The 24,902-nt window shown below is 73.0% G+C and carries 27 protein-coding genes and 1 tRNA gene; 7 read left to right on the top strand and 21 right to left on the bottom strand.

The annotated features are described in order from the left end of the window. Window positions 1-7: 7 nt before the first annotated feature. The 3 genes from ispF to ACY8FT_RS11650 are packed head-to-tail and all read right to left on the bottom strand — an operon-like array spanning window position 8 to window position 1,745. Entirely contained in the window at window positions 8-514 is a 507-nt protein-coding gene (gene ispF / locus ACY8FT_RS11660) for a 2-C-methyl-D-erythritol 2,4-cyclodiphosphate synthase (protein ID WP_462419054.1), read from the bottom strand. After that, window positions 511-1,254, bottom strand: coding sequence for a 2-C-methyl-D-erythritol 4-phosphate cytidylyltransferase (gene ispD / locus ACY8FT_RS11655; protein WP_462419053.1), 744 nt, complete (start codon window positions 1,252-1,254; stop codon window positions 511-513). The genes ispF and ispD overlap by 4 nt, the downstream gene beginning before the upstream one ends. A gap of 8 nt (window positions 1,255-1,262) precedes the next feature. Next, the gene (locus ACY8FT_RS11650; protein WP_070705367.1) at window positions 1,263-1,745 is read right to left on the bottom strand and encodes a CarD family transcriptional regulator; all 483 of its coding nucleotides are present in this window, start codon (window positions 1,743-1,745) and stop codon (window positions 1,263-1,265) included. A gap of 88 nt (window positions 1,746-1,833) precedes the next feature. Between ACY8FT_RS11650 and ACY8FT_RS11645 the strand changes: the two genes are divergently transcribed. Further along, window positions 1,834-2,361 (top strand): hypothetical protein, encoded by a 528-nt coding sequence (locus tag ACY8FT_RS11645; protein ID WP_462419052.1) that lies wholly within the window; start codon window positions 1,834-1,836, stop codon window positions 2,359-2,361. Between the two features lie 15 nt (window positions 2,362-2,376). Here ACY8FT_RS11645 and ACY8FT_RS11640 read toward each other — a convergent pair whose 3' ends face one another. Next, window positions 2,377-3,057 carry a response regulator gene (locus ACY8FT_RS11640; RefSeq protein WP_462419051.1) on the bottom strand — a complete coding sequence of 227 codons (681 nt, stop codon included), beginning with the start codon at window positions 3,055-3,057 and terminating at the stop codon, window positions 2,377-2,379. 34 nt (window positions 3,058-3,091) lie between these two features. Next, window positions 3,092-4,270: a sensor histidine kinase gene (locus ACY8FT_RS11635; protein ID WP_462419050.1), complete on the bottom strand. Its 1,179-nt coding sequence runs from the start codon at window positions 4,268-4,270 to the stop codon at window positions 3,092-3,094. A gap of 133 nt (window positions 4,271-4,403) precedes the next feature. Between ACY8FT_RS11635 and phoU the strand changes: the two genes are divergently transcribed. Further along, a complete protein-coding gene (gene phoU / locus ACY8FT_RS11630) occupies window positions 4,404-5,081 on the top strand; it encodes a phosphate signaling complex protein PhoU (protein ID WP_462419049.1) in 678 nt (225 codons plus the stop codon). 10 nt (window positions 5,082-5,091) lie between these two features. Here phoU and ACY8FT_RS11625 read toward each other — a convergent pair whose 3' ends face one another. The 3 genes from ACY8FT_RS11625 to ACY8FT_RS11615 are packed head-to-tail and all read right to left on the bottom strand — an operon-like array spanning window position 5,092 to window position 7,661. Further along, complete coding sequence (locus ACY8FT_RS11625) at window positions 5,092-5,847, bottom strand: phosphoglyceromutase (RefSeq protein ID WP_462419048.1); 756 nt, start codon at window positions 5,845-5,847, stop codon at window positions 5,092-5,094. 19 nt (window positions 5,848-5,866) lie between these two features. After that, window positions 5,867-6,406 carry a type III secretion system chaperone family protein gene (locus tag ACY8FT_RS11620; protein ID WP_462419047.1) on the bottom strand — a complete coding sequence of 180 codons (540 nt, stop codon included), beginning with the start codon at window positions 6,404-6,406 and terminating at the stop codon, window positions 5,867-5,869. Next, window positions 6,393-7,661 carry a glycosyltransferase gene (locus tag ACY8FT_RS11615; RefSeq protein WP_462419046.1) on the bottom strand — a complete coding sequence of 423 codons (1,269 nt, stop codon included), beginning with the start codon at window positions 7,659-7,661 and terminating at the stop codon, window positions 6,393-6,395. Before ACY8FT_RS11615 ends, ACY8FT_RS11620 begins: the two co-directional genes overlap by 14 nt. Before the next feature lie 60 nt (window positions 7,662-7,721). Here ACY8FT_RS11615 and ACY8FT_RS11610 point away from each other — a divergent pair, with 60 nt between their 5' ends. After that, window positions 7,722-8,495 (top strand): class I SAM-dependent methyltransferase, encoded by a 774-nt coding sequence (locus ACY8FT_RS11610; RefSeq protein WP_462419045.1) that lies wholly within the window; start codon window positions 7,722-7,724, stop codon window positions 8,493-8,495. Window positions 8,496-8,504: 9 nt separating this feature from the next. On the opposite strand, the gene ACY8FT_RS11605 is transcribed toward ACY8FT_RS11610, so the two are convergent. From ACY8FT_RS11605 to ygfZ, 5 genes are all read right to left on the bottom strand, one after another. Then, window positions 8,505-9,308: an alpha/beta fold hydrolase gene (locus tag ACY8FT_RS11605; protein ID WP_462419044.1), complete on the bottom strand. Its 804-nt coding sequence runs from the start codon at window positions 9,306-9,308 to the stop codon at window positions 8,505-8,507. Continuing rightward, window positions 9,305-9,670: a DUF2516 family protein gene (locus ACY8FT_RS11600; RefSeq protein ID WP_462419043.1), complete on the bottom strand. Its 366-nt coding sequence runs from the start codon at window positions 9,668-9,670 to the stop codon at window positions 9,305-9,307. The genes ACY8FT_RS11605 and ACY8FT_RS11600 overlap by 4 nt, the downstream gene beginning before the upstream one ends. After that, entirely contained in the window at window positions 9,667-10,647 is a 981-nt protein-coding gene (locus tag ACY8FT_RS11595; RefSeq protein WP_462419042.1) for an asparaginase, read from the bottom strand. Before ACY8FT_RS11595 ends, ACY8FT_RS11600 begins: the two co-directional genes overlap by 4 nt. Window positions 10,648-10,748: 101 nt before the next feature. After that, window positions 10,749-11,915 carry a DUF2382 domain-containing protein gene (locus ACY8FT_RS11590; protein ID WP_462419041.1) on the bottom strand — a complete coding sequence of 389 codons (1,167 nt, stop codon included), beginning with the start codon at window positions 11,913-11,915 and terminating at the stop codon, window positions 10,749-10,751. A gap of 124 nt (window positions 11,916-12,039) precedes the next feature. Next, a complete protein-coding gene (gene ygfZ / locus ACY8FT_RS11585; RefSeq protein WP_462419040.1) occupies window positions 12,040-13,059 on the bottom strand; it encodes a CAF17-like 4Fe-4S cluster assembly/insertion protein YgfZ in 1,020 nt (339 codons plus the stop codon). Between the two features lie 247 nt (window positions 13,060-13,306). On the opposite strand from ygfZ, the gene ACY8FT_RS11580 reads away from it, so the two are divergent. Further along, on the top strand, window positions 13,307-14,539 hold the full coding sequence (locus tag ACY8FT_RS11580; RefSeq protein ID WP_462419039.1) for an LCP family protein: 1,233 nt from the start codon (window positions 13,307-13,309) through the stop codon (window positions 14,537-14,539). A gap of 66 nt (window positions 14,540-14,605) precedes the next feature. Here ACY8FT_RS11580 and ACY8FT_RS11575 read toward each other — a convergent pair whose 3' ends face one another. Both ACY8FT_RS11575 and ACY8FT_RS11570 read right to left on the bottom strand, forming a co-directional pair. Beyond that, the gene (locus tag ACY8FT_RS11575) at window positions 14,606-15,115 is read right to left on the bottom strand and encodes a heme-binding beta-barrel domain-containing protein (RefSeq protein WP_462419038.1); all 510 of its coding nucleotides are present in this window, start codon (window positions 15,113-15,115) and stop codon (window positions 14,606-14,608) included. Window positions 15,116-15,165: 50 nt separating this feature from the next. After that, the gene (locus ACY8FT_RS11570) at window positions 15,166-15,969 is read right to left on the bottom strand and encodes a hypothetical protein (RefSeq protein ID WP_462419037.1); all 804 of its coding nucleotides are present in this window, start codon (window positions 15,967-15,969) and stop codon (window positions 15,166-15,168) included. Between the two features lie 157 nt (window positions 15,970-16,126). On the opposite strand from ACY8FT_RS11570, the gene mshD reads away from it, so the two are divergent. From mshD to ACY8FT_RS11555, 3 genes are read left to right on the top strand one after another with little or no spacing between them, the layout of a single operon-like run. Next, window positions 16,127-17,017 (top strand): mycothiol synthase, encoded by an 891-nt coding sequence (mshD, locus tag ACY8FT_RS11565; protein WP_462419036.1) that lies wholly within the window; start codon window positions 16,127-16,129, stop codon window positions 17,015-17,017. A gap of 35 nt (window positions 17,018-17,052) precedes the next feature. Continuing rightward, window positions 17,053-19,356, top strand: a complete 2,304-nt coding sequence (locus tag ACY8FT_RS11560; RefSeq protein ID WP_462419035.1) for an RNA degradosome polyphosphate kinase — start codon at window positions 17,053-17,055, stop codon at window positions 19,354-19,356. Next, on the top strand, window positions 19,353-20,279 hold the full coding sequence (locus ACY8FT_RS11555) for an NUDIX hydrolase (protein WP_462419034.1): 927 nt from the start codon (window positions 19,353-19,355) through the stop codon (window positions 20,277-20,279). Before ACY8FT_RS11560 ends, ACY8FT_RS11555 begins: the two co-directional genes overlap by 4 nt. A 21-nt stretch (window positions 20,280-20,300) precedes the next feature. Here the strand turns inward: ACY8FT_RS11555 and pth are convergent, their stop codons facing one another. The 6 genes from pth to ACY8FT_RS11525 all read right to left on the bottom strand — a co-directional run bounded on the left by pth (window position 20,301) and on the right by ACY8FT_RS11525 (window position 24,899). After that, window positions 20,301-20,909, bottom strand: a complete 609-nt coding sequence (gene pth, locus ACY8FT_RS11550) for an aminoacyl-tRNA hydrolase (protein ID WP_462419033.1) — start codon at window positions 20,907-20,909, stop codon at window positions 20,301-20,303. A gap of 107 nt (window positions 20,910-21,016) precedes the next feature. After that, window positions 21,017-21,703 (bottom strand): 50S ribosomal protein L25/general stress protein Ctc, encoded by a 687-nt coding sequence (locus ACY8FT_RS11545; RefSeq protein ID WP_462419032.1) that lies wholly within the window; start codon window positions 21,701-21,703, stop codon window positions 21,017-21,019. Window positions 21,704-21,906: 203 nt separating this feature from the next. Further along, complete coding sequence (locus ACY8FT_RS11540; protein WP_462419031.1) at window positions 21,907-22,941, bottom strand: ribose-phosphate diphosphokinase; 1,035 nt, start codon at window positions 22,939-22,941, stop codon at window positions 21,907-21,909. A gap of 40 nt (window positions 22,942-22,981) precedes the next feature. After that, window positions 22,982-24,454: a bifunctional UDP-N-acetylglucosamine diphosphorylase/glucosamine-1-phosphate N-acetyltransferase GlmU gene (gene glmU, locus ACY8FT_RS11535; RefSeq protein ID WP_462419030.1), complete on the bottom strand. Its 1,473-nt coding sequence runs from the start codon at window positions 24,452-24,454 to the stop codon at window positions 22,982-22,984. A gap of 122 nt (window positions 24,455-24,576) precedes the next feature. Next, window positions 24,577-24,655, bottom strand: a tRNA-Gln gene (locus ACY8FT_RS11530). A gap of 58 nt (window positions 24,656-24,713) precedes the next feature. After that, window positions 24,714-24,899, bottom strand: coding sequence for a hypothetical protein (locus ACY8FT_RS11525; RefSeq protein ID WP_462419029.1), 186 nt, complete (start codon window positions 24,897-24,899; stop codon window positions 24,714-24,716). Window positions 24,900-24,902 lie beyond the last annotated feature (3 nt).

Here is a 24,902-nt window from a genome sequence, read left to right as displayed (position 1 = left end):
GACGACCTCAGTCGCCCGGGACCACCAGCGCCGTCGCCAGCCCCACCAGCCCCTCGCCCCGGCCCACGAAGCCGAGGTGGTCGGTGGTCGCGGCGCTCACCGAGACGTCCGCACCACCCAGCGCCGCGGACATCGCGGCCTCCATCTCGGCCCGCCGCGGCCCGACCTTGGGGCGGGGCGCGACGACCTGGACGGCGACGTTGCCGATCTCCCAGCCCGCCTCGTGGAGCATGCCGGCCACGCGGTCGAGCATCCGGGCCCCCGAGGCGCCGGCCATCTCTGGGCGGCCGGTGCCGAAGACGCTGCCGAGGTCACCCAGCCCCGCCGCCGACAGCAGCGCGTTGCAGGCCGCGTGGGCGGCCACGTCCCCGTCGCTGTGCCCGGCCACACCCCGCTGCCCCGGGAACTCGACGCACCCCAGCCACAGGGGACGGTCGTCGCCCTGTGGCGTCCAGGCGTGGACGTCGGTGCCGATGCCGGTGCGCGGCAGCCCCCGCGCCCCGTGGCCCGTCACGACCGCGCCCCCGCCACCAGCAGGTCCTGGGGGGTGGTGATCTTCGCCGCCCGCGGGTCACCCGGCACCACGACCACCTCCTCGCCCAACTGCTCCACCAGCAGCGCGTCGTCGGTGGCCGCCGCACCCGACGCGCCCGTGGCGTGGGCGCGCTCCAGCACCGCGCGCCGGAACCCCTGCGGCGTCTGCACGGCCCGCAGCGACGACCGCGCCGGCGTGGAGCGCACCCGCTCGGCATCGGCCGACCCGTCCTCGGCGGGCTCGACGACCTTGATCGTGTCGACCACCAGCACCCCGGGGACCACCGCGGCCGCACCACCGTGCACGGCACCGGCCACCCGTCGGAAGACCTCCGGTGGCGCGAAGCAGCGGGCGGCGTCGTGCACCAGCACGCACCCGACCTCACCCGAGAGGGCACCCAGCCCGGCCGCGACGGAGTCCGTCCGCTCGGCACCGCCGGTCACGACCACGGCCCGCACCCGCTCGTGGTCCAGCCCGGCGGCGAGCAGGCACCCGTGGGCACGCTCCTCCCAGCCGGCCGGCGCGACCACCACGACCTCGCGGGCCAACCCGCTCCCGCGGACCCCCTGCAGGGCGTGGACGAGCAGCGAGGCCCCCTCCACCTCCACGAAGGCCTTGGGGACGTCGGCACCGAGGCGGGTGCCCGCACCCGCCGCGACGACCACGACCCCGACGCCCGAAGGGGCGTCGGGGTCGTGGACCAGAGACGGATCGGCCACGCGGGGCGTCAGCTCGCGAGGACCTCGTCGAGGGTGGCCTCGGCCTTCTCCTCGTCGGTCTTCTCGGCCAGGGCCAGCTCGGAGACGAGGATCTGGCGCGCCTTGGCCAGCATCCGCTTCTCACCGGCGGACAGGCCACGGTCCTGCTCGCGGCGCCAGAGGTCACGCACGACCTCGGCCACCTTGATCACGTCACCGGAGGCGAGCTTCTCGAGGTTCGCCTTGTACCGGCGTGACCAGTTGGTCGGCTCCTCGCAGTTCTCGGCGCGCAGCACGCCGAAGACCTTCTCCAGGCCCTCGGCGTCGACGACGTCCCGCACACCCACCAGGTCGCAGTTCTCCGCGGGAACCTCGATGGTGAGATCGCCCTGCGCCACCTTGAGCTTCAGGTAGGTCATCTCCTTGCCCTTCACCTTGCGCTGCTTCACCTCTTCGATGAGCGCTGCACCGTGGTGCGGGTAGACGACCGTTTCACCGACTTCAAACGTCATGTAGTGCCCCTTTCGCCCGCCGATTCTAACATCGCGACCCGCCGCGGACCCCCCGTTCACGGGCGTCCTCATTGGGTACCATGCGCGGGTGACCACCGCTGCTCGTTCCCACGCCCCGACCCGTCTCGCCCGCCGCCTCGCGGCCCTGTCCCTGGTGGGCATGGTCGGCCTCTCCGGCTGCCAGGCCCTCTCCCCCATGGAGACGACCCGCGACTACGCGCCGGCCAACGGCGAGCTCGTGCGCGCCGGCGACGTGAGCATCCTGGACCTGCACGTGCTGGCCACCGAGCCGGACTCCGAGGGCCGCGTCATCGGCGCGCTGACCAACTCCTCCACCGAGCCGCAGGAGGTCAGTCTGGCCGTCGACGGCAAGGAGGCCTGGAGCGGCACCGTCGGCCCCAAGGAGCGCCTGAACCTGGCCGACGAGGACGTGACCATCCCGAAGTCCGCCGCCCCCGGCGCCTTCCAGAAGATGAAGGTCTCCGCCGGCGGGCAGGACACCGACCAGAGCGTCCCGGTGCTGCTGCCGGTGGGTGAGTACGAGGAGTACGCCCCCGAGGGCTGGGAGGCCCCGGAGCGCCCCACCAAGAAGGAGTCGGGCGGCGCCCACCACTGACGCCCTCCGGCGCCCTCAGGCGTCGAACTTGTACCCGAGCCCGCGGATGGTCGTGATCATCCGCGGGCTCGACGGGTTCTCCTCCACCTTGCCGCGCACCCGCTTGATGTGGACGTCCAGCGTCTTGGTGTCGCCCACGTAGTCGGTGCCCCACACCCGGTCGATGAGCTGCGACCGCGTCAGGACACGCCCCTGGTTGCGCATCAGCATCTCCAGCAGCTCGAACTCCTTGAGCGGCATGGGCACCTGACGACCGCGGACCACGACCACGTGCGAGTCCGCGTCGAGCTCGACGTCCCCCACGCGCACGATGGCGTCCTCCTCCACGAGCGGAGCGCCCCGGCGGCGCAGCACGGCGTGGATGCGGGCCAGCAGCTCGCGCGAGCTGTAGGGCTTGGTCACGTAGTCGTCGGCGCCGATCTCCAGGCCGACCACCTTGTCGACCTCGGAGTCCTTCGCGGTGAGCATGATGATCGGGACGGTCGAGCTACGTCGCAGCTCACGGCAGACCTCGACGCCGGACATGCCGGGCAGCATGACGTCCAGCAGCACCAGGTCGGCACCGTTGCGCTGGAACTCCTCCAGGCCGCCGCGTCCGTCCTCCCGGACCACCACCACGTGACCCTCGCGCTCGAGGAGCCAGCTGAGGGGATCGGAGAACGACGCCTCGTCCTCGACGATCAGGATGCGGGTCACGGGATCCTCCTGGTGGGGTGGCGGGACGGGACTGTCAGGCCAAGGATGCCGCATCGTCGGCTGCCGGTTCGCCAGCCCCCGGGGTCAGGGTGGGCAGCTCGATCGTGAACGACGACCCCGTCCCCACCCGGGACCACACCGAGACGGTGCCGCCGTGGTTGGCGACGACGTGCTTGACGATGGCCAGGCCCAGCCCGGTGCCCCCCGTGTGGCGGGAGCGGGCGGCGTCGACCCGGTAGAAGCGCTCGAAGACGCGCTCGAGGTCCTCCGCGGGGATGCCGATGCCCTGGTCGGTGACCACGATGCGGACCGTGTCCGGCTGCTCCCCGGGCTGGACGCCGACGACGACCTTGGTGCCCGGGTCCGAGTAGTTGACCGCGTTCACCAACAGGTTGCGCACCGCCGTCGTCAGGAGCCCGACGTCCCCGAACACCTGGTCGCGCACACCGTGCGCCATGCCCGACTGCCGGACCGCCACGCTGCGCGACTCCGCCTGCAGCCGCACCTGGTCGACGGCCGAGGCCACGACGCCGCCGACGGCCACGGGCTCCGGCTTCTCGATGGCCTCGCCCGCCTGCAGCCGCGAGAACTCCACGATCTCCTGCACGAGGCGGCTCAGCCGGTCGGCCTCCACCACCATCCGCTGCGCGAAGCGCTCCACGGCCTCGGGCTCCTCCCGCGCGTCCAGCACGGCCTCCGCAAGCAGCGCGATGCCGCCCACCGGGGTCTTGAGCTCATGGCTCACGTTGGCGACGAAGTCGCGGCGGACCTGCTCGACCCGCTTGGCCCGGGACCGGTCCTCCAGCAGGATCACGGTCCACTCCCCGTCCAGCGGGAAGGTGCGGCAGCCCATGGAGGTCCGTCCGCCGACGAGCACGCTGCGGGTCACGGCGACCTCCCGGTCGCAGACCTCACCGGTCGCCCGCGCCTCCTCCACCAGGTCGCGGATCTCCGGGTGCGGGACGACCCCGTCCCGGACGTACCCGCGGTCGGCGGCGTCGTGCGTGCTGTGCACCACCCGGTTGGCGAGGTTCACGACGATCACGGTGGAGGCGAGCGAGTCCAGCACCTCCCGCGCCCCGACGGGCAGTTCCGCCTCCGGCTCCGGTCGCTGGTGACCGCCGCGCGACACCCCCCGTCCGACCAGCGCCCGACCGGCGAGCAGGCCGACGACGAAGCAGAGCAGGGCGATCGTCCAGGTCAGCAGGTCCATGGGCACCCAGTCCTCATGGACTGCACTCTAGGTCGCCCCGCTTGCGAATCGTTCACCTCCCGTGACCGCTCCCGGTCACCTCCGGTTCATCACGGGGTGAAAGACTTTCCGACCAGACGACTCAGGGGATGCCATGCGGACGAACTTCACCCGATCGCTCGACGAGATGTCCACCCAGATGGTGGAGATGAACCATCTCGTCGGCCAGGCGGTTCACGACGCCAACCGTGCCCTGCGCACTGCCGACGGGGCGCTGGCCGAATCGGTCATCGGCGGGGACGGCCTCATCGACGCGTTCTACGCCGAGATCGAGGAGAACGCGATCGACCTGCTCGCGCGCGAGAGCCCGGTGGCCCGCGACCTGCGCCTGGTGGTCACCTCGCTGCAGCTCTCGGCCTCGCTGGAGCGCACCGGCGACCTGGCGCGCCACGTCGCCGAGCTGGTCCGGCTGCGCCTGCCCGAGCTCGCGGTGCCCGCCCCCGCCCGGGAGACGGTCACCGAGATGGGCCGCCTGGCCCTGGCCCTGGTCCAGGGCGCCGGCGAGGCACTGGCCACCCACCGGTCGGACGCCGCAGAGCGCCTCGAGGTGCTGGACGACAGCCTCGACGCCCTGCACCTGCGCGTCTTCGAGATCATCCGCACCGAGGTGACGGACACCCGGGAGGCCGCCGACCTCGCCCTCCTGAGCCGCTACTACGAGCGGATCGGCGACCACTCCGTGTCGGTGGGACGCCGCGTGGGCTACCTCGTGACCGGCCACCTGGACCGGCCGTCCGAGGACGCCCACGCGGTGACGGTCCCCCACCCCTGAGGGGACCGGGTCACTTGCTGCCCTGGCTGGCGACCTCCTTGATGGCGCCGGCAGCGGCCTCCGGGTCCAGGTAGCGACCACCGGGCGTGATCGGCGCCAGGTCGGCGTCGAGCTCGTAGAGCAGCGGGATGCCGGTGGGGATGTTGACGCCCGCGATGTCGTCGTCGCTGATGCCGTCGAGCTCCTTGACCAGGGCACGCAGGCTGTTGCCGTGGGCGGTCACCAGCACCGTGCGGCCGGCCCGGAGGTCCGGCACGACCTGCTCGGTCCAGTAGGGCACCAGGCGCTCCACGACGTCCTTGAGGCACTCGGTGGCGGGTGCCTCACCGTCGATGTCGGCGTAGCGCGGGTCACCGGCCTGCGACCACTCGTCGTCGGCGTCGATCGCCGGGGGCGGGGTGTCGTAGCCACGGCGCCAGGCCATGAACTGCTCCTCGCCGTACTTCTCCTTGATCTCGGCCTTGTCCTTGCCCTGCAGCGCCCCGTAGTGGCGCTCGTTCAGGCGCCAGGAGCGCTTCACGTCGATCCAGTGGCGGTCGGCTGCGTCCAGCGCGATGTTCGCGGTGGTGATCGCGCGGCGCAGGCGCGAGGTGTGCAGCACGTCGGGCAGCAGACCCTCGGCGGCCAGCAGCTCCCCGCCACGACGGGCCTCGGAGCGACCCTTGTCGGTGAGGTCGACGTCGACCCAGCCGGTGAACAGGTTCTTCTCGTTCCACTGGCTCTGGCCGTGGCGCAGCAGGATCAGGGTGTGGGCAGCATTCGTCATGCCCCGAGCCTATCGGGGCTCAGTCGGTCAGCAGGTGGCGGAAGGCCTCCAGGTTGCGGGTGGACTCGCCACGCTTGGTGCGCCAGTCCCACTCGGCCTGCATCGCGCTCAGGAAGCCGGCGGCCAGCACCTCGTTGAAGACGCCGTCGCTGGCCTGCAGCACCGCGCCCAGCGTCTCGTCGAACCAGCGGTCGGTCACCCCCTCGACCGGCGCGCGGCCGGTCAGGTAGACGTCACCGGCGTCGTCGACGGCGTAGGCCAGGCCCGGCAGGTCGAGACTCCGTCGCAGCAGCATCCGGTAGACCGCCTCGTGGTTCTCGTCCGGGTTGCGCACGACGAAGGCGACGAGCCCGAGCGAGCGCTGTCCCACGCGGACCGAGACGACCGTCTTGAGCTTCCGCTCGCCGGGCAGGGTGATCGCCCAGGCCGGCGTGGGCTGGCCCGCGTCGTCGTGGACCCTCTCGGCCTCCACCCCCTCCACGTGCTCCGGCGAGGCGGGGTCGGCGTGCTGCGCCACCCACCGCTCCACCACGGCGACGGCGTCGTCACGGTCGGTCATCGGTCCTCCTGCGGTGAACGGGCGGCCGGGCGCAGTCACGGTAGGCCTCGCGGTGGGCGCGGGCAGCGGCGCCCCAGGTCAGGGAGCGGGCCCGCTCGGCCCCCGCGGCACCCCAGCGCTCCCGCGCGGCCGGGTCGGCGAGCAGGTCGGCGAGGACGTCGGCCCAGTCGTCCGGGTCGTGACCGTCCACGAGCACCCCGGCCTCGCCCACCGCCTCGGGCAGACCCCCCACGCGGGCGGCCACCACCGGGACTCCGCAGGCCATCGCCTCGACGGCCACCAGGCCGAAGGACTCGGTACGGCTGGGGACGACCACCAAGTCCGCGGCGTGCAGGTAGCGGGCGAGCTCCTCGGGCGGCACCGCGCCGTGGGCCACCAGGCCCGCACGGGCCGGGGACGCCTCGATCCGGCGGGGCAGCTCCGTCCCGCCGCCGGCACCACTGGGTCCTCCCACGAAGACCGCGTGGGCACGCACCCCGCGCTCCCACAGGCGTTCCACGGCCTCCAGCAGGACCAGCTGGCCCTTCGCCGGCTGCCACCTGCCCGCCTGCACCAGCAGCAGCGCGTCGGGGTCCAGCCCCAGCGCCTCGCGCACACCGGCGCGCAGGGCCGCCCGCTCGCCCCATCCGACCGGGTGGAAGGTCGCCGCGTCGACGCCCGGCGGGACGACGCGGACGGCCTCGGGGCGTGCCCCCTGCGCCAGCACCTGGTCGCGCTCGGTGGTCGTGCTCACCACCGACAGGTCGACCTCCCGCAGGATGGCCTGCTCACCCACGAGCCGGTCCTCGGGCTCCCGGGCGGCGGAGCCCTCCCCCAGCTCGGCGTTCTTGGTGGCCGCCATCGTGTGCATGGTGTGGGCCCAGACCGCGGGACGGTCGGGCAGGGCACGGGCGACCATGCCCGAGAGCCAGTAGTGGGAGTGCACGACGTCCGGGGCGACGCCCTCCGCGGCGAGGTGCTCGGCCAGCGCGGCCGCGAAGTCCGGCACCAGGGCGGGCAGGTCCTCCTTGACCGCGTCGGGCCCGCCCACGGCCAGCCCGAGGACGGTCATGCCGTCCGCCCGCTCCTGCCAGGGAGCACCGGTCGCCGAGCGGGTCGCCACCAGGACCCGGGCCCCGTCGGCAGCCAGTGCGCGCCCGAGCTGGCGGACGTAGACGTTCATGCCGCCGGCATCGCCCTCGCCCGGGTCGGAGAGCGGCGAGGTGTGCATGCTCAGCACCAGGATGGTGGGCGGCGTCGGACGGCTCGGGGACACGTCGGAAGTCTGCCACCGCGGCCGCTCACTCGCGCGGACCGGCGACTACGCTCACCGACCATGCGGCCGGTCGGGGACATCACGCGCGGGACCACCGCCGCGAACCGGCTGCGCCGGGTCGACCGGTGGATGGTGCGCCGACTGGCCCCCGTGCTCCGCCGCGACCCGGCGCCCCTGGTGGTGGACCTCGGCTTCGGGGCCCTCCCGCTGACGACCGCCGAGACCCACGCACGGGTCCGCGCGGTGGCGCCGCAGGCCCGTGTGGTCGGCCTGGAGATCGCCCCGGAGCGGGTGGCCGCGGCGGCCGCCTGGCGCCGGGACGGGCTGGAGTTCCGCCGGGGCGGCTTCGAGCTGGCCGGGCTCACCGGGATCACGGCGCTGCGCGCGTTCAACGTGCTGCGCCAGTACCCCGCCGAGGCCGTGCCGGCGGCCTGGGAGCAGCTGTGCGCCGGGCTGGCACCGGACGGCCTCGCCCTGGAGGGGACCTCGAACGAGGTGGGCCGCCGGGCGGTGTGGGTCACCCTCGACCGGGAGGGCCCGCTGAGCCTGACCTTCTCCTGGGCGATGGCGCAGGTGGAGCCACCGAGCGCCATCGCCGAGCGGCTGCCCAAGGTGCTCATCCACCACAACGTGCCGGGCCAGCCGGTGCACGCGCTGCTGCGGGACCTCGACGCCGCTTGGCACGCGCACGCGCACCTGGCCACCTGGGGGCGCCGGCAGCGCTTCGCCGCCGCGGCCCGCGCCGTCGCCGCCGACTGGCCGGTGCTCGACGCCCGCACCGGCCCCCGCCGGGGTGAGCTGACGGTGCGCTGGGAGGCCGTGGCACCGGCCTGAGCGACCGCGTCAGTCGTTGAGGAAGCCCGAGACCAGCTCGCGCACCCGCCGGCGATGGGCCCAGATCAGCCCGCCCGGCGGCAGGATCTCCACCGTCGACTCGGGCAGGGCCTCGCCGAGCTCACGGGCCACCTGCGCGGGGTGGGCCCGGTCGTCCTCCTGGCCGATGACGAGGACCGGGGTGCGCACGGCGCCGAGCACCGACCGGTCGGTGAGGGGGTGGGCACCGGGCAGCGCCCGCAGCGCCGAGCCGACAGGGGTGTCCACGAGCGCCTCGGCCTGGTCGCGGCAGAAGGTGCGCACCGCTTCCTGGTCCCGCACGGCCGCGGGCTGGTCGTCCAGCAGCCACCGGGCCAGCGCCTCGGTGTCCCTCGCCTCGACGAGCGCGGCCATCCGTTCCATGCGGCGCAGCGCCTCGTCCTGCCGCTGCCGGTCGATGACGGCCGGGATCACCAGCACGGCCTTCTCGAAGCGATCCGGCCGGTCGGCGAGCGCCCGGGTGATCGCCCCGGCTCCCATGCTCAGCCCCACGGCGCGGGTGGCACCGTGGCGGTCGGCGACGGAGAGCAGGTCGCCGGCCAGCGATCCGTAGTCCCATCCCTCGGCCGGGGCCAGGGAGCGTCCGTGACCCCGTTGGTGCAGGAAGACCGAGGTGCCCGTCACCCCGGTCGCGAAGGGACGGGTGGAGGTGATGCTGCCGGCGAGCCCGTGCGCGTAGACGGTGACCGGCTGCCCGCTGCCGGCGGAGAACACCTCCAGCGGGCCGTCGGGCCCCTCCTCCAAGTGGGTCCGGGGGCCGGGCAGGGTGCTCACCACAGCCGACCGGGGGACTGGGCGTTGGCCAGGATCCCCTCGATGCGCGGCTTGGTGTCGGCGAGGTAGACCGAGGGCACGGTGGCGGCGATCAGCCCGAACAGCAGGTGGGGCGGGATGGACACCACCGCGGCGACGCGCACGGCCCAGACCATGGTCCACAGGACCCACCCGGAGACGAGCACGCACAGCACCAGGACGACGGTCCAGAAGACCTTGGTCCGAGCGTCGGCCGCGGGGAAGGCGTCCACCCGCGTGGTGAGGGCGTGGTAGAGCGCCCGGGCGGAGACGACCACGGCCACGAGCGCCATGGCCGTGGTCACGCAGGTCTCGACGAACATGATCGCGTGGACGGCGCTCACCGGCCGGTCACCTCCCCCGTCACGAGGACGGAGCCCACCTCGCGCCCGTGCCCCAGGATGGGGACCGTGCCGAGGCGGTCCAGGGGCTCGGAGGTGATGCCGACCCGCCGCAGCAGCTCGACCACGACGGCGTGGTTGACCCGCTCGGCGCCGTCCGTCGTCTTGACCGCGAGCCCCCGCCCGTCCGGGAGACCCATCGCCAGCACGGCCTCGGCGCCGTCCTTCGCGACCGAGCCCGGGACGCTCCGCATGAGGCGGGTGACCTCCCGCCGGGTCCCTCCGACGTACTGCGGGTTCTCGCGCATCGCGCCCGCGACCGCCCCCTCGGGCCCCTCCTGCGCGGCGGCGACGCGACCGAAGGAACGGGCCAGCCCCGCCAGGGAGATCGACATCACCGGGGCCCCGCAGCCGTCCACGGCGACGTGCTCGACGGCGTCCCCGCTGAGCTCCTCGACGGCCTCCCGGATCGTGCGCTGCAGGGGGTGCTGCGGGTCCAGGTAGGTCTGGGTGTCCCAGCCCGCGGCCGTGCACGCGGCCAGCATGCCGGCGTGCTTGCCGGAGCAGTTCTGGGCGAGCGAGCTGGGGCCGTGCCCGGCGGTCGTGTACTCGGCCCGGGCGTCCTCGTCGAGGGGCAGGGACGGGGTGTTCTGCAGGAAGGACTCGTCCAGCCCGGCGGCCTCCAGCATCTCCAGCACCGCCCGGCGGTGGAAGCCCTCCCCGGAGTGGCTCGCGCAGGCCAGGGCCAGGTGGCGCCCCTCGAGCCGGGCACCGGAGCGCAGCATGCCCACGGCTTGCATCGGCTTGTTCGAGGAGCGCGGGAACATCGCGGCCCCCACGTCACCGACGGCGATCTCGACCTCGCCGGTGGCGGAGGTCACCACGGCCAGCCCGTGGTGGACCGACTCGACGAGACCACCACGCACGACGTGTGCGACGACGGGCGCCTGGGACAGGGGGCTGGTGGCGGGATCAGTCACCCGGTAAAGCGTAGTTCCTCCCGGGCCGGGACGCGACGAGGCCCCGGCCACCTGCGGGTGGCCGGGGCCTCGGTTCGGTGAGGTTCGCCGGGGCGCTGGGCTCAGATGCGGTTGTCGCCCAGACCGCCGCCCTGGCGGTCGTCGAGGCCCTCGATGTCGATGCGCTCGCGACGCAGACGCTCGGTGACCTGACGGTCCTCGGTGACGACCTTCTTGTTCAGGCCGATCTCCTCCACCGGGTAGATCTCCTTGGTGATCACCGGGTGCTCCTCGACGAGACGGATCTCCAGCTCGTCGTCGGCGAAGTCCCAGGTACCCAGGGCCTGAGCGTCGGTGATGTCGCGGCGCTCCACCTCGATGGACTCGCGCTCGAGCGGCACCGAGATCGTCTCGTCCTCCTCGACCACGTACTTCTTGAGGCGGACGGCACCGGTCTCGCGGCGCTCCTTGCCGACGTTCAGACGCTCCTCGTGGCGGACCACGGAGGTGCGCTCGCCGTCCACGGCGTCGCCGAAGCCGACGCCACGGTTGCGGTCCAGGGCGGCATCGCGGTCGCCGTAGCCGGTGGAGGCGGCAGCGGTCGGGACGGCGGTGGTGGCGTCCGCGTCACGGTCGCCGCCGAAGAGGCCACCACGCTCGTTGCGGTCGTCGCGGTCACCGTCCAGGAGGCCCTGGCGCTGGTCGCCCTCGAGGGCGCGCTCGCGCTCGATGTCGAGCTCGGTGTCGTCGACGCCCTGGCGGTCGAAGCCGTCACGGGTCTCACCGTCACGGGCGGCGAAGCCCGCACCGGCCACGCCGGCGGCGCCAGCGGCACCGGTGCCGGCGACGGCGGCGTCCCCACCGTCCCAGCGGCCGAAGTCGGCGCCGTCACGGTCCGCGTCCACGCGGTCACCCTGGAGGGCACCGTCGGTGCGACCGTCGCGGAACTGGTCGGTGCCGGCGGCGTTGTCGTCACCGTCGAAGCGGACGCCGTAGTAGCGGTACAGCTCCACCTCGTGCTCGGCGTCCAGGTGCTGGCCAGCCTCGATCTGCGGAGCGTCCTTCACCTTGTCCTTGGTGTAGGGGACGGCGAGCCCGCCGTCGGCGACCGTGGCGTCGTCCAGCGGCACGAAACTGTCGCCACCGAACATGCCGGCCTTCACCGTGGCCCAGGCCGGCTGACCGGTCTGGTCGTCGAGGTAGATGTCGCTGATGGACCCGATCTTCTCGTTGCCGGCGCCGAAGAGGTCACCGCCACGCAGGTCCTGGAGCTGCTCCTTGCTGATCATTGCTGTTCTCCTTCGGGCCCGACGCGCGAGCCATGTCGGTGACAGTTCTCCCACCCGGAGTGACCGGGGGGTTCGAATCCACAGTATTTGCGATGTGGCGCCGAGCCAACCGCAACCCTGTGATCTATGTCACAGGCGACTGGGGGCGGCGGCGCCGGGGCCGCGTGCCGGGTGCCACGACGACCTCCTGCGCGGCAGCCGTCCCCTCGACCGTCAGCGCCTCCTCCGGAGGCACCGATCGCTTGACCACGGCCAGACCCACCGGCCCGAGCTCGTGGTGTCGCCCGACGCTCGTGAGGCGCCCGACGACCTTGCCCGAGGACGGCTCCCCGGGCACCGCCCCCTGCCGCACCTCGCTCCCGACGGCAGGCAGCTCGTGCCCCGAGCCGTCCAGGTGCAGGAAGACCAGCCGCCGCGGGGGCTGCCCGAGGTTCTGCACCCGGGCCACGGTCTCCTGCCCGCGATAGCACCCCTTCTGCAGGTGCACCGCGGTGCGCAGCCAGTCGAGCTCGTGCGGGATGGACCGCTCGTCGACCTCGGCCACCGAGGGGCGCCACGCCGCGATCCGCAGCGCCTCCAGGGCCCACCATCCCGCCAGTGGCCGGTCGCCGACCCAGGCCTCCACCTCGCCCCGGGGCAGGATGACCTCGCGCCATGCCCACCCGGCACCGGGGTGGGCCGTCAGGTCCTCGGGCGTGCGCACCGCGGTCTCGCCGACCGGACCGGGCCAGGGGTCCACCCACACGGGGGGCTCTCCCGGCAGCCCGGGCGCGTCGATCGGCTCCCCGACCACCCGCAGTTCGTCGCTGCGGTCGGCCACCTCGGCCCGAAGCATGAAGCGCATCGACTCGAGGAAGGCCGCCAGCGGTGCCGCGTGGCCGGGGTCCGTCGTGATCCAGGCGGTGGCACCGTCGTCCACCACGTGGAGCACGTGCTCCACCCGGCCCTGCGGGGTCAGCACCATCGCCTCCGCAGCCCGGCCGGGCTCCAGGCCGGTGAGCTGCTGCGTGGTCAGGCTGTGGAGCCAGCTGAGCCGGTCCTCCCCCGTGACCGAGACGACCCCACGGTCCCCCAGGTCCACGACGGCGAGCCCCTCCTCGAGGAGACGCTGCTCACGCAGCGGGTCACCATGGTGCAGGGCCACGGGCGAGTGCATGCGCACCGCGCCGGCTCTCCCCGAAAGGGATGTCGCAGGGGGCGTCGACGCAGCGGGGTCGGCGCCGGTGGCAGGGTCGTCGGTCTGGTCGCTCACGGACCGTGAACACGGCCGACGTCCTCCGGCATTCCAACCGGCCGGACCCCGCAGGGCGGCCCGGGGGGGGGCGGACCGGCCACGGCGAGGTCACCGGACATTCGGGCGCTTCCCAGTTTGGCGCCGTACCGTGGCGCTCATGAGCGAGCGCCCTGACCCCCTCGACCAGAACGCCCCGCCCGGGTCCACCGCGGGCGACGCCCGATCGGGCGGGTCCACGTCCGCCGCCGGCGGGAGACGTCGGGGGCTGCGCGGTCCGTGGCGCTGGGGGTGCGGGCTGCTCTCCCTGCTGCTCGTGATCCTGCTGGTGGGTGCCGGCATCTGGATCCTCGCCCTGAACAACACGCTGAAGAACAACATCGTCCAGGAGTCCCTGCTGCCCGACGAGGTGGACGAGGACCACACCCCCGACGTGCCGCGGAACGAGGACTCCGACGGTGACGGCAAGGCCGACCTGAACGTGGACTGCGACGACGACGGCAAGCCCGACGTGAATCTCGACTCGGACTACGACGGGAAGCCGGACTTCCGACTGGACGAGGACGGCGACTGCAAGGCCGACCAGCCCGACCCGACGGGCGACGGCAAGGCCCCGGACACCGAGAAGGCCGCCACCGCTCCCGCCACCGGCGCCGAGGGAGCCCGCAACATCCTGCTCATCGGGGAGGACGGCGTCGGTGCCCCGTACCGGTCGGACGTCATGATCCTGGCCCACCTGAACGCCAGCGGGGACGAGGTGACCCTCATCCACTTCCCGCGCGACCTCTACGTCCCGATCCCCGGCTACGGGCACAACAAGCTCAACGCGGCCTACGCCTTCGGCGGCCCGCAGCTGCTCACCAGCACCTTCCAGGGGATGCTCGACGTGAAGATCGACGACGTCGCCATCACGGACTTCGACAACTTCAAGAGCATGACGAACGAGCTCGGCGGCGTGACGGTGGACAACCCGCAGGACTCCCCGGAGTTCCCGAAGGGCCAGGTGACCCTCGAGACCGGCGACGAGGCGCTGAAGTTCGTGCGTGAGCGCAAGACCCTGGGGCAGGGCGACATCGGTCGTGGACAGCGCCAGATGGTCTTCCTGCAGGGCCTGACCAAGGAGGCCATGAGCCCCGCCGTCGCCCGCAACCCGAACCGGCTGTCGGACATGGTCGACGTCGGCACGCGCGGCGTGCGCGTCAGCGGTGGCCTGTCGGTCGAGGAGATCCGCTCCCTGGCCTTCGACTTCGTCCGCGGTGGTCAGGGCGGTGTGGAGTACCAGACCGCCCCCTGGACCGGCCCCGGCACCAGCCCCAGCGGCGCCAGCATCGTCGAGGTGGACTGGCCCGGCATGAAGCAGCTCGGCGAGGACATCCGCAACGACGACCTCTGAGACGGCGGACGACGGCGGGCCCCGCACCACATGATGTGGTGCGGGGCCCGCCGTCGTCCGGTGCGGTCAGCCCTCGACGCGCTTGAGCTGCGCCGACATGTGGCTGGCCATCGGGTGGCCGCCGTAGGCCATGTCCATCACCCACATGAGGTCCCCGTCCACCAAGCCGTAGAGCCGCTTGGCCGCCGAGTACTCCTCCGCACCGGCGGTGCGCAGGATGCCGTCGGTGGCGAGTTCGATGCTGGGGCGCTCCGGGTGGCGGGCGCCGTAGTACTGCTCCACGTAGCCGGTGGGGTGCGCCAGCAGCAGGGCGAACTCGCCGTCCTCCCCCTCCGGTCGCCAGAAACCGCTCTCCATGGCGTAGGGGGTGCTGGGGCGACCGTCCTCGTCGAGCAGCCAGGTACGGCTGGTCCAGGTGATGAAGTCCTGCCCGTCGTGCGTGGCGATGAGCTCCTGCCCGAACTGACCGGACTCGCGGTCGGGGTAGCCGACCACGCCGGCGCCCTCCCAACGACCGAGCATCCAGGCCAAGGGGGCGAGGCGGGGGGACATGTCGGGGTCGATCTGGAAGACCATGACTCGTGCTCCTGGGGGTTCGGGGGGCGGCTCGGGCGGGCTCGGGGTGATCAGCCGAGGGCGTGGCCCAGCGTCGCGGACAGGCCCGGAACGATACCGGCCAAGGCGGTGCTCACCAGGCCGGCGACCACTCCACCGGCCGCACCGCTGCGCACCGCCGGCAGCCGCAGGAGCACCAGCCGGGTGGCCTGCGAGATGGTGGGCGCGGCCACACCCGACAGCACCATCGCCACGACGAGGGCGGGGCCGTGTCCCGGCATCGCCCCGAGGGTCAGGGCCCCGGCGACACCCGTGAGCGCCCCCGCCAGCCAGGCCACCAGGCGACGGCGCGGCAGGACGGTGTCCACCAGCGCCGTGACGACCAGACCGCCGCCCGACACGACGGCGACACCGGGGGTGGCCCAGCTCCAGAGGAAGCCGGAGACGATCACCAGGACGGCGAACACCTCGGCCGCGACGACGTCCACCACGCGGGGTCGGCCGTCGCTGCGCCAGACCTGGTGGACCAGCGAGGCCCAGACCCCTCCGGCCACGGGCAGCGCCCACCAGACCGAGACCGCGAAGTGGTGGTCGTCGAGGTGGCTGCTCACGGCGGCGGTGCAAGCCAGGAGCACCACCGTGCCCAGGACCAGGCTCGTCCCCCGGGCCGAGGGGAGGTCGAGCATGCGCCCCCACCCGAACGCCACCACCGCACCCAGGACGGCGGCCACGCAGGCGACACCGGGGGGGCCGAGCGCCCAGGCGGCTTCTGCGAGTCCGGCGGCGGCCAGGCTGCCACCGGTGGCCGCGGTGACGAGACCACGCTCGGCGCCCGGGGCACCCGGGGACTGCGGCCTAGGGGCACGGGCCTGCACGGGTACCTCCAGCGGACGGGGACGGCGGGGCTGCGGTCGTCGGGCCGTGCGACCCGATGCCCGTAACCTACGGCAATCCCCCGTCCCACCACGGTTCCCCGGGCGCCGACCCGCATCCAGCCGCGCCGGGCACGGCCCCGCGTGGTGGAATGGGCAGATGGTTCCGGACCTCTTGCAGCGCCCCGCAGACGAACTGACTCCGCAGGAGCAGGAGTCGGTCGTGCACCTGGCCGACCGCGCCGCACAGGCCGACGGGGTCGACCCCCTCAACGAGGAGTCCCTGCTGGCGCTGCGCCACCGGACGCCGGGCCGCACCCACGTCCTGGCCCACGACGGTGACCGACTGGTCGGCTACGCGACGGTGGCCCAGGGGTCCGCCGAGGTCGTCACCGACCCCTCGGTCCGCCAGGTGGGCCTCGGCGGGCGCCTGCTGGACGCGTTGCGTGAGGTGGATCCCGCGCTGAGGCTCTGGTCCCACGGCGACCTCGACGGCGGCCGCAGGCTGGCGGCGTCCCGTGGCATGGCCCCCTGCCGGTCCCTGTGGCGCATGGAGCGACCGGTGGCCGGCGAGTTCTCCGACCTGCCCCCGGCGCGGCTGCCCGAGGGCATCGCGGTGCGCCCGTTCGCCCCGGGGCAGGACGACGCGGCGTGGCTGGAGCTCAACGCCCGCGCCTTCGCCGACCACGCCGAGCAGGGACGCCTGGGCCCGGATGACCTGCACGCGCGGATGGAGGAGCCCTGGTTCGACCCCGCCGGCTTCCTGCTGCTCGTGGACGAGGCCCGGGACGGGGAGCTGGTGGGCTTCCACTGGACCAAGGTGGGCGAGCTGCCCCTCGGCGAGGTGTACGTCGTGGGGGTGGACCCCGACCGACAGGGGGAGGGCCTCGGGCGCGCGGCGACCCTGGTGGGCCTGCACCACCTCGCCGACCGGGGGGTCGAGACGGTCGAGCTCTACGTCGACGGGGACAACGAGGCCGCGGTCAGCACCTACGAGCGGCTGGGGTTCGAGCGCGCGGCCGTCGACGTGCAGTACGCCCCGGTCGACTGAGGACGTCGCGGCGCCCGGTCCATAGACTGGCACCCATGCCACGCACCCCCTCCACCCCGTCGACGCCCGGGAACGGGGACGCACCGGCAGAGCAGGTACCGGGTCCGGCCCGGCCGTGGACCCCGATCGTCTCGCCGCCACGCCCGCGGTCCGCCCCCGAGGCGGTGGTGCCGGCGGGGCGCGACCGCGCGGGCACACCCGACGACCTGCCCGCGGACCGCTTCCTGGAGCGGGAGACCAGCTGGCTCCAGTTCAACGAGCGGGTGCTGGAGCTCGCGTCCGACCCGGACGTTCCGCTGCTCGAGCGGGCCCGCTTCCTGTCCATCTTCTCCAGCAACATGGACGAGTTCTTCATGGTGCGGGTGGCGGGCCTCAAGCGCCGCATCGCCACCGGCCTGGGCGTCCGCTCCCCCTCCGGGCAGGAGCCCCACGAGGTGCTCTCGGCGGTGTGGCGGACCGGTCACGCCCTGATGACCGAGGCGGCCCGCCGGTACACGGAGGAGGTCTCCCCCGCCCTCGCCGCCGAGGGCGTGCACGTGGTGCGGTGGAACGACCTAGCGCCCACCGAGCGGGCCGTGCTCGAGGAGCTCTTCACCCGGGAGATCTACCCCGTCCTCACACCGCTGGCGGTGGATCCGGCCCACCCCTTCCCGTACATCTCCGGCCTCTCGCTCAACCTGGCCGTCTCCCTGGAGGATCCGCGCACCCTCCAGCGGCACTTCGCCCGGGTCAAGGTGCCGCCCGCCCTGCCCCGCCTGCTGAACCTCTCCCGCACGATGGGGGCCGAGGGCAGCGACGAGGCCCTGCGCCGGTCCGAGGGCGGCATCCGCCTCCTGCCGGTCGAGGACGTGATCGCCGCCCACCTCCCGATGCTCTTCCCCGGCATGGAGGTGCGGTCCACGTCCACCTTCCGGATCACCCGCAACGAGGACCTGGAGGTCGAGGAGGAGGAGACCGAGAACCTCCTGACCGCCCTGGAGCGGGAGCTGACCCGTCGTCGCTTCGGCCCGGCCGTCCGGCTCGAGGTCGAGGAGGACACCGACCCCGAGGTGTGCGCCAGGCTGCGTCGGGAGCTCGACGTGAGCCCGCACGAGGTCTACGCGCTGCCCGCCCCGTTGGACCTGCGCAGCCTCGAGACGGTCGCCGACCTGCGGATCACCGACCTGCGCTGGCCGGCGTTCGGCGTGCACACGCACCCGGACCTGGTGCCGGTGGAGCGGACCACCGATGCCGACGTGCTCGCGGCCGTGCGCGAGCGGGACGTCCTGCTGCACCACCCCTACGACTCCTTCAACACCTCGGTGCAGCGCTTCGTGGAGCAGGCGGCCGCCGACCCGCAGGTGCTGGCCATCAAACAGACCCTCTACCGGACCAGCGGCGACTCCCCCGTCGTCCGCGCGCTCATCGACGCGGCCGACGCGGGCAAGCAGGTGCTCGCCGTGGTCGAGATCAAGGCCCGCTTCGACGAGGAGAACAACATCGGCTGGGCCCGCCGGCTCGAGCGGGCCGGTGTCCACGTCGTCTACGGCCAGCTCGGGCTGAAGACCCATGCCAAGGTCTGCCTGGTGGTCCGGCAGGAGGAGCACGGCCTGCGCCGCTACGTGCACCTGGGCACTGGCAACTACAACCCGCGGACGGCCCGGCGGTACGAGGACCTCGGCCTGCTCACCTGCGACCCGGTCATCGGCGAGGACATCACCCGCCTGTTCAACCAGCTCTCGGGGGTCGCGCCCCGCAGCACCTTCGACCGGCTGCTCGTGGCCCCGCGCTCGATGCGCAGCGGGCTGCTCCAGCTCATCGACGAACAGGCCGCGCGCGCCCGCCGCGGTGCCCCGGCCAGGGTGCGGATGAAGACCAACAGCCTCATCGACCAGGAGGTGATCGACGCGCTCTACCGGGCCTCCCGGGCCGGCGTGCAGGTGGACCTCTGGATCCGGGGCACCTGCACCCTGCGGCCCGGCGTGCCGGGGCTCAGCGAGACGATCCGGGTGCGCTCGGTGCTGGGGCGCTTCCTGGAGCACAGCCGTGCCGTCGTGGTGGGGCTGCCCGGCGACCACACCAACCCGCTGCGCGCCCTCATCGGCTCCCCCGACCTCATGACCCGCAACCTGGAGCGCCGGGTGGAGGCGATGGTCGAGCTCGACCAGCCGGCACAGGTGCGCCACGTGGACGAGCTGCTGGATCTGGCATTCTCGCCCGAGGTGGCCGGCTGGCGCCTGGAGCCGGACGGCACCTGGGTCAGGGAGCACCGGGACGAGGCCGGGACCCCCTTGAAGGACCTACATTTCGAGATCGAGCAGGACTATCGCCAACGCCGTCGGAAGGGGCGCCGTCGATGACCAGTGAACGCGTGGTCGAAGCCGCGGGAGCCATCCCCTGGAGGCGTCGCAGGGGGCGGCTGCAGGTGGCGATGGTGCACCGCGCCCACTACGACGACTGGAGCTGGCCCAAGGGCAAGCTCGACCCGGGTGAGCTGCTGCCCGAGACGGCCGTCCGCGAGGTGGCGGAGGAGGCCTCGCTCGCCGTGCGGCTGGGCGTGCCGCTGCCGACCGCCGAGTACCGCATGCCCAACGGCGTCCTCAAGCGCGTGCACTACTGGTCGGCCCGGGTGGTCGAGGACCTCGGCGAGCTGGAGCACGAGATCGACGAGGTCGCGTGGTTGACCCCGGCCGAGGCCCGGAAGCGGATCTCCTACCCCCACGACCGGGAGCAGCTCGACCGCATGGTGCAGCTCGACGAGCAGGGCATGCTCGACACCTGGGCCGTCGTGGTGCTGCGCCACGCGCTGGCGATGCAGCGCAAGGAGTGGGACGGCGTCGACATCGAGCGTCCGCTGGTGCCGGCCGGCTTCGACCGGGCGAAGATGGTGGCCCCCACCCTGGAGGCCTTCGGGGTGGAGCGCATCGTCTCCTCCTCCGCCGCCCGGTGCAGCGACACCGTGGCCCCCTTCGCGGCCCGCACCGCCCGCAAGCCGCGGCTCAAGGCCGGGCTGTCCGAGGAGGGCTACTCCAAGGCCCCGCACAAGGCCGCCAAGCACACGAACAAGGCACTCACCTCGGGGCGCAGCACGGTGATCTGCTCCCACGGCCCCGTGCTGCCCGCGATCCTCGAGACCGCGGCCGAGCGCACCCTCCCGGGCTCCCGAGGGGAGAAGACCGTGCTCCGGCTGGCCCGCGAGGGCATGACCAAGGGCGGCATGGTGGTGCTCCACGGCATCGGCCAGGGCGAGACGAGCAAGGTGCTGGTCACCGAGACCTGGTGACCAGCACGGCCCCGCCCGGGGTCAGCGCGGTGAGTGGTGGTGCTGCTGGGCCGCCTCCAGCCCCTGCAGCAGCAGCCGTTCCACGGCGTCGGCGCCGTCACCGAGCAGGAAGGGGAGCTCCTTCCGCTCGGTGCTGCTGAAGTCGCGCAGCACGAAGTCGGCCACCTCCATGCGGCCCGGCGGGCGACCGATCCCCAGGCGCACCCGGTGGTAGTCCTTGGTGCCGAGCGACTGGGAGACCGAGCGCAGACCGTTGTGGCCTCCCTCGCCCCCGCCCTTCTTGAGCCGCACGGCCCTGAAGTCGATGTCCAGCTCGTCGTGCAGCACCACCACGTGCTCCGGGTCGATGCCGTGGTATTTCGCCAGGGCACTCACCGGGCCGCCGCTGACGTTCATGAAGTCCAGCGGCACCGCGAGGACGACGCGTGCCCCGGGCCCCCCACCGGGACGGGTGCCCACCCGCACCTCGGCGCTCACCGCCTTGGCGCGCTTGGCGGCACCCAGCCGTGCCCCGGCCGCGGCGGCCATCTCGGCCACCACCATCGCGCCCACGTTGTGCCGGTTGCCGGCGTAGCGCGGCCCGGGGTTCCCCAGACCCACGACCAGCCACGGTCCCTCGTCGAACTCCATCGGTCAGCTCCTCGGTCTGGATCGGCCCGGACACGGGCACGGGGCCCCACCATCGTGGCAGGGCCCCGTGCCGGGGTGTGCGCCGCGTCGCCGCGGCCCACGGCGGGTCACTCGGACGGCTCGTCCTCGCCACCCTCGGACTCGCCGCCCTCGGAGTCGCCGCCCTCGGCGGCCTCCTCGTCGGACTCGTCCTGCTCGATGCCGGCCTCGGCCTCGGCCTCGGCGAGCTCGGCCTCCAGGGCCTCCTCGGAGATGGCCTCGGAGACGATGACGATGGCCTCCTCGCCGTCGGTGACCAGCTCGACGCCCTCGGGCAGCTCGATCTCGGAGGCCGTGATGACGGTGCCGGCCTCGGCGCCCTCGACGGAGACGGTGATCGACTCCGGGATGTCCAGCACCGGGGCGTCCACGGACAGGGTGGCCTGCGGGACGGAGACGACGGTCTCCGGGCCGGCCTCGCCCTCGACGTGGATGGCGATGTCGACGGTGACCTTCTCGTGGCGGTTCACGATGATGAAGTCGACGTGCTCGATGATCGGCTTGATCGGGTCGCGCTGCACGTCCTTGGCCAGCACCAGGCGGTCCTCGCCTGAGCCCCAGGTCAGGGTCATCAGGGCGTTGGTGTGACGCAGGGCGATGAAGGCCTCGTGCGCCGGCAGGATGACGTGGAAGGGGCCCTCGCCGTGGCCGTAGACGACGGCGGGGATGCCGCCCTCGCGACGGGCCTGGCGGGCGGCGCCCTTGCCGAAGCTGGTGCGCTCCTGGCAGGTGAGATTGATGGTCTGGTTGGCCATGGTCTTCTCCTCAGGTGTTCCTCGGTGGTGGCGAGGGCCGCGAGGAAGACCTGCCCCGGCGGAGGACCGCGTGGCAACAACCTTCTTCGCCGCGTCGATAACGGGCGCGCCCGCCCCGGACGGAGGACCCGTCCGGCGTGAGCCGCCCCTCGCCGAAGCTCAGGTGCGGGGGATTCTAGACCCGCTGGGCGGGTGGACCGAAATCAGGCCCGCCCGTCGAACATGCTGGTGACCGACCCGTCCTCGAAGACCTCGTGGATCGCGCGGCTCAGCAGCGGCGCGATCGAGAGCACCGTGAGGCTCTCGAACTGGCGCTCCGCGGGGATCGGCAGGGTGTCGGTGAGGATCACCTCGCGTGCCACGGAGTCCCGCAGCCGCTCGATGGCCGGACCGGACAGGATGCCGTGCGTGGCGGCGATGACGACGCCCTTGGCGCCCTCGGCCATCAGCGCGTCGGCGGCCTTGCAGATGGTGCCGCCGGAGTCGATCATGTCGTCGACCAGCACACAGACCCGGCCCTCGACCTCGCCGATGACGCGGTTGGCAACCGACTCGTTGGGCCGCGTGATGTCCCGGGTCTTGTGGATGAACGCCAGCGGGCGGTTGCCCAGGCGCTGCGCCCACTGCTCGGCCACCTTGATGCGCCCGGCGTCCGGGGAGACCACGACGAGGTCCTCGTCGCCGTACTTGTCCTTCGCGTAGTCCGCGAGGATCGGCATGGCCATGAGGTGGTCGACCGGACCGTCGAAGAAGCCCTGGATCTGCGCGGTGTGCAGGTCGACGGCCATCAGCCGGTCGGCGCCGGCGGTCTTGAACAGGTCCGCGACCAGCCGGGCCGAGATCGGCTCCCGGCCACGGTGCTTCTTGTCCTGCCGGGCGTAGCCGTAGAACGGCAGCACCACGGTGATCCGCTTGGCCGAGGCACGCTTCAGCGCGTCGACCATGATGAGGTGCTCCATCAGCCACGTGTTGATGGGGGCGGTGTGCGCCTGGATGACGAAGGCGTCGCAGCCGCGCACCGACTCGTTGTACCGGACGTAGAGCTCACCGTTGGCGAACTCGTAGGCCTCCGTCGGCACCACCTGAGAGCCGAGCTCCTCGGCGATCGCGGTCGCCAGCTCCGGGTGCGCCCGGCCGGAGAAGACCATGAGGTTCTTCTCCGTGGTGCGCTGGATGCCCAGCGGGGCACCCTGCACCGGCTCGCTCACGAGTGGACGATCCTGGCCCTGGTCGCTCATGCACACATCCTCATCGACTCGGTCTCTGCGGGGCAGTCTGTCAGCCCTCGGAGGAGCGCTCGCGCGCGACCTCGTCGGCCGCCTGCGCGGCGGCGGTGCCGGCCCGCTTCTCCTGCACCCAGCCCTCGATGTTCTTCTGCGGGGCGACCGTGATGGCCAGCGCACCGGCGGGCACGTCCTTGCGCACCACGGTGCCGGCGCCGGTGTAGGCGCCGTCCCCGACGGTCACCGGGGCGATGAACATGGTGTCCGAGCCGGTGCGGCAGTGGCTGCCGATGTGGGTGCGCGACTTGGTGACGCCGTCGTAGTTGACGAAGACGCTGGAGGCGCCGATGTTGCTGTGGTCGCCGATCTCGGCGTCACCCACGTAGGTCAGGTGGGGCACCTTGGTGCCGGTGCCGATGGTGGAGTTCTTGGTCTCCACGAAGGTGCCGATCTTGGAGTCGCGGCCCAGCTCGGTGTTCGGGCGCAGGTAGGCGAACGGACCGACCGAGGCGCCCTCACCGACGACCGAGAGGTCACCGTGCGTCCGCACCACGGAGGCGCCGCGGCCGACCTCGACGTCCGTCAGGGTGGTGTCCGGGCCGAGCACCACGTCGTCGCCGACGCTGGTGGCACCCAGGAGCTGGGTGTTGGGTCGGATGACCACGTCGCGCCCCAGCGTGACGTCGGCATCGATCCAGGTGGTGGCCGGGTCGACGACGGTGACACCCTCCATCTGCCAGTGGCGCACGGTGCGGCGGTTCAGCTCGCCACCGAGCTCGGAGAGCTGCACCCGGTTGTTCACACCCTCGGTCTGCAGGGTGTCGGTGATCTTGTGGGCCGCGACCGTGCCACCGGCCTCGCGCGAGAGGCCCAGCACGTCGGTCAGGTACTTCTCGCCCTGCGTGTTGTCGGTGCCCAGGCGCGGCAGGAACTCGCGCAGCACCGCGGCGTCGAAGGCCCAGATGCCGGAGTTGATCTCGCGGACGTCGATGACGTCGGCGTCCTCACCGCCGGCCTCGCGGGCGGCGAGGGCGTCCTTGTGCTCCATCACCTTGCGCACCGAGCCGTCGGCGTCGCGGACGATGCGGCCGTAGCCGGTCGGGTCCTCCAGGTCGGCGGTGATGACGGTGACCGCCGCACCCGCGGCCTCGTGGGCGGCGGTCAGGTCGGTCAGGGTCTGCCCGGTGAGCAGCGGCACGTCACCCATGGTGACGATGACCGTGCCGACCAGGTCCTCCGGGAGCACGGACATGCCGGCCTCGGCGGCGCGGCCGGTTCCCTTCACCTCGTCCTGGTCCGCGATCAGCGCCTGCGGGTCGACCTCGGCGACGTGCGCCGCCACGCGCTCGCGCTCGTGGCGGACGACCACGGACAGGTGCTGCGGGCCGGCCTCGCGGGCCGCGTTCAGCGCGTGCTCGAGCAGGGTGCGCCCACCGATCGGGTGCAGCACCTTGGGGAGGGTCGACTTCATCCGCGTTCCCTCACCGGCGGCGAGGACGATGACGGCAGCGGGCTGTGCAGTGCTCAACAGGACTCCAGCGGTCGGTGGGTCTCACGGGTCGGCCCCGGCAGCACCGGGGCCCTGTCGTTCTCCGCCGACTCTACTGCGTCGACCCGCCGAGAGGGCTGACGCGGTGGCCGTGGGAAGGGCTCCCCGGGTAGGAATCGAACCTACGTCGCTAGTCCTGATTCAAAGTCAGGCGGCCCCTACCAGCAGAGCAACCGGGGAACGCCCCGAAGGGCCGGACCAGCCTACGCGGCGGGCCCGGTCCAGCCTCGGGGGCGGTTCAGTCCCCCGGCCGGTGGGGCGCCTGCTCCCCCGGCACGGGCTCGCTCGGGTCCTGCTGCAGGGCGGCCTCGTGGGCCGCGGAGCGACGGGTGCTGCGGACGATCAGCCGGATGAGCACGACCACCACGACCAGCAGGAGCAGGAAGACGCCACCGGCCCAGAGGGCTGCGTTCAGATCGGGCACGGC

The sequence above is a fragment of the Kytococcus sp. Marseille-QA3725 genome (assembly GCF_054950055.1).
Note: the sequence above shows the minus strand (reverse complement) of the source record. Positions and strands in the feature narration are given on the sequence as shown.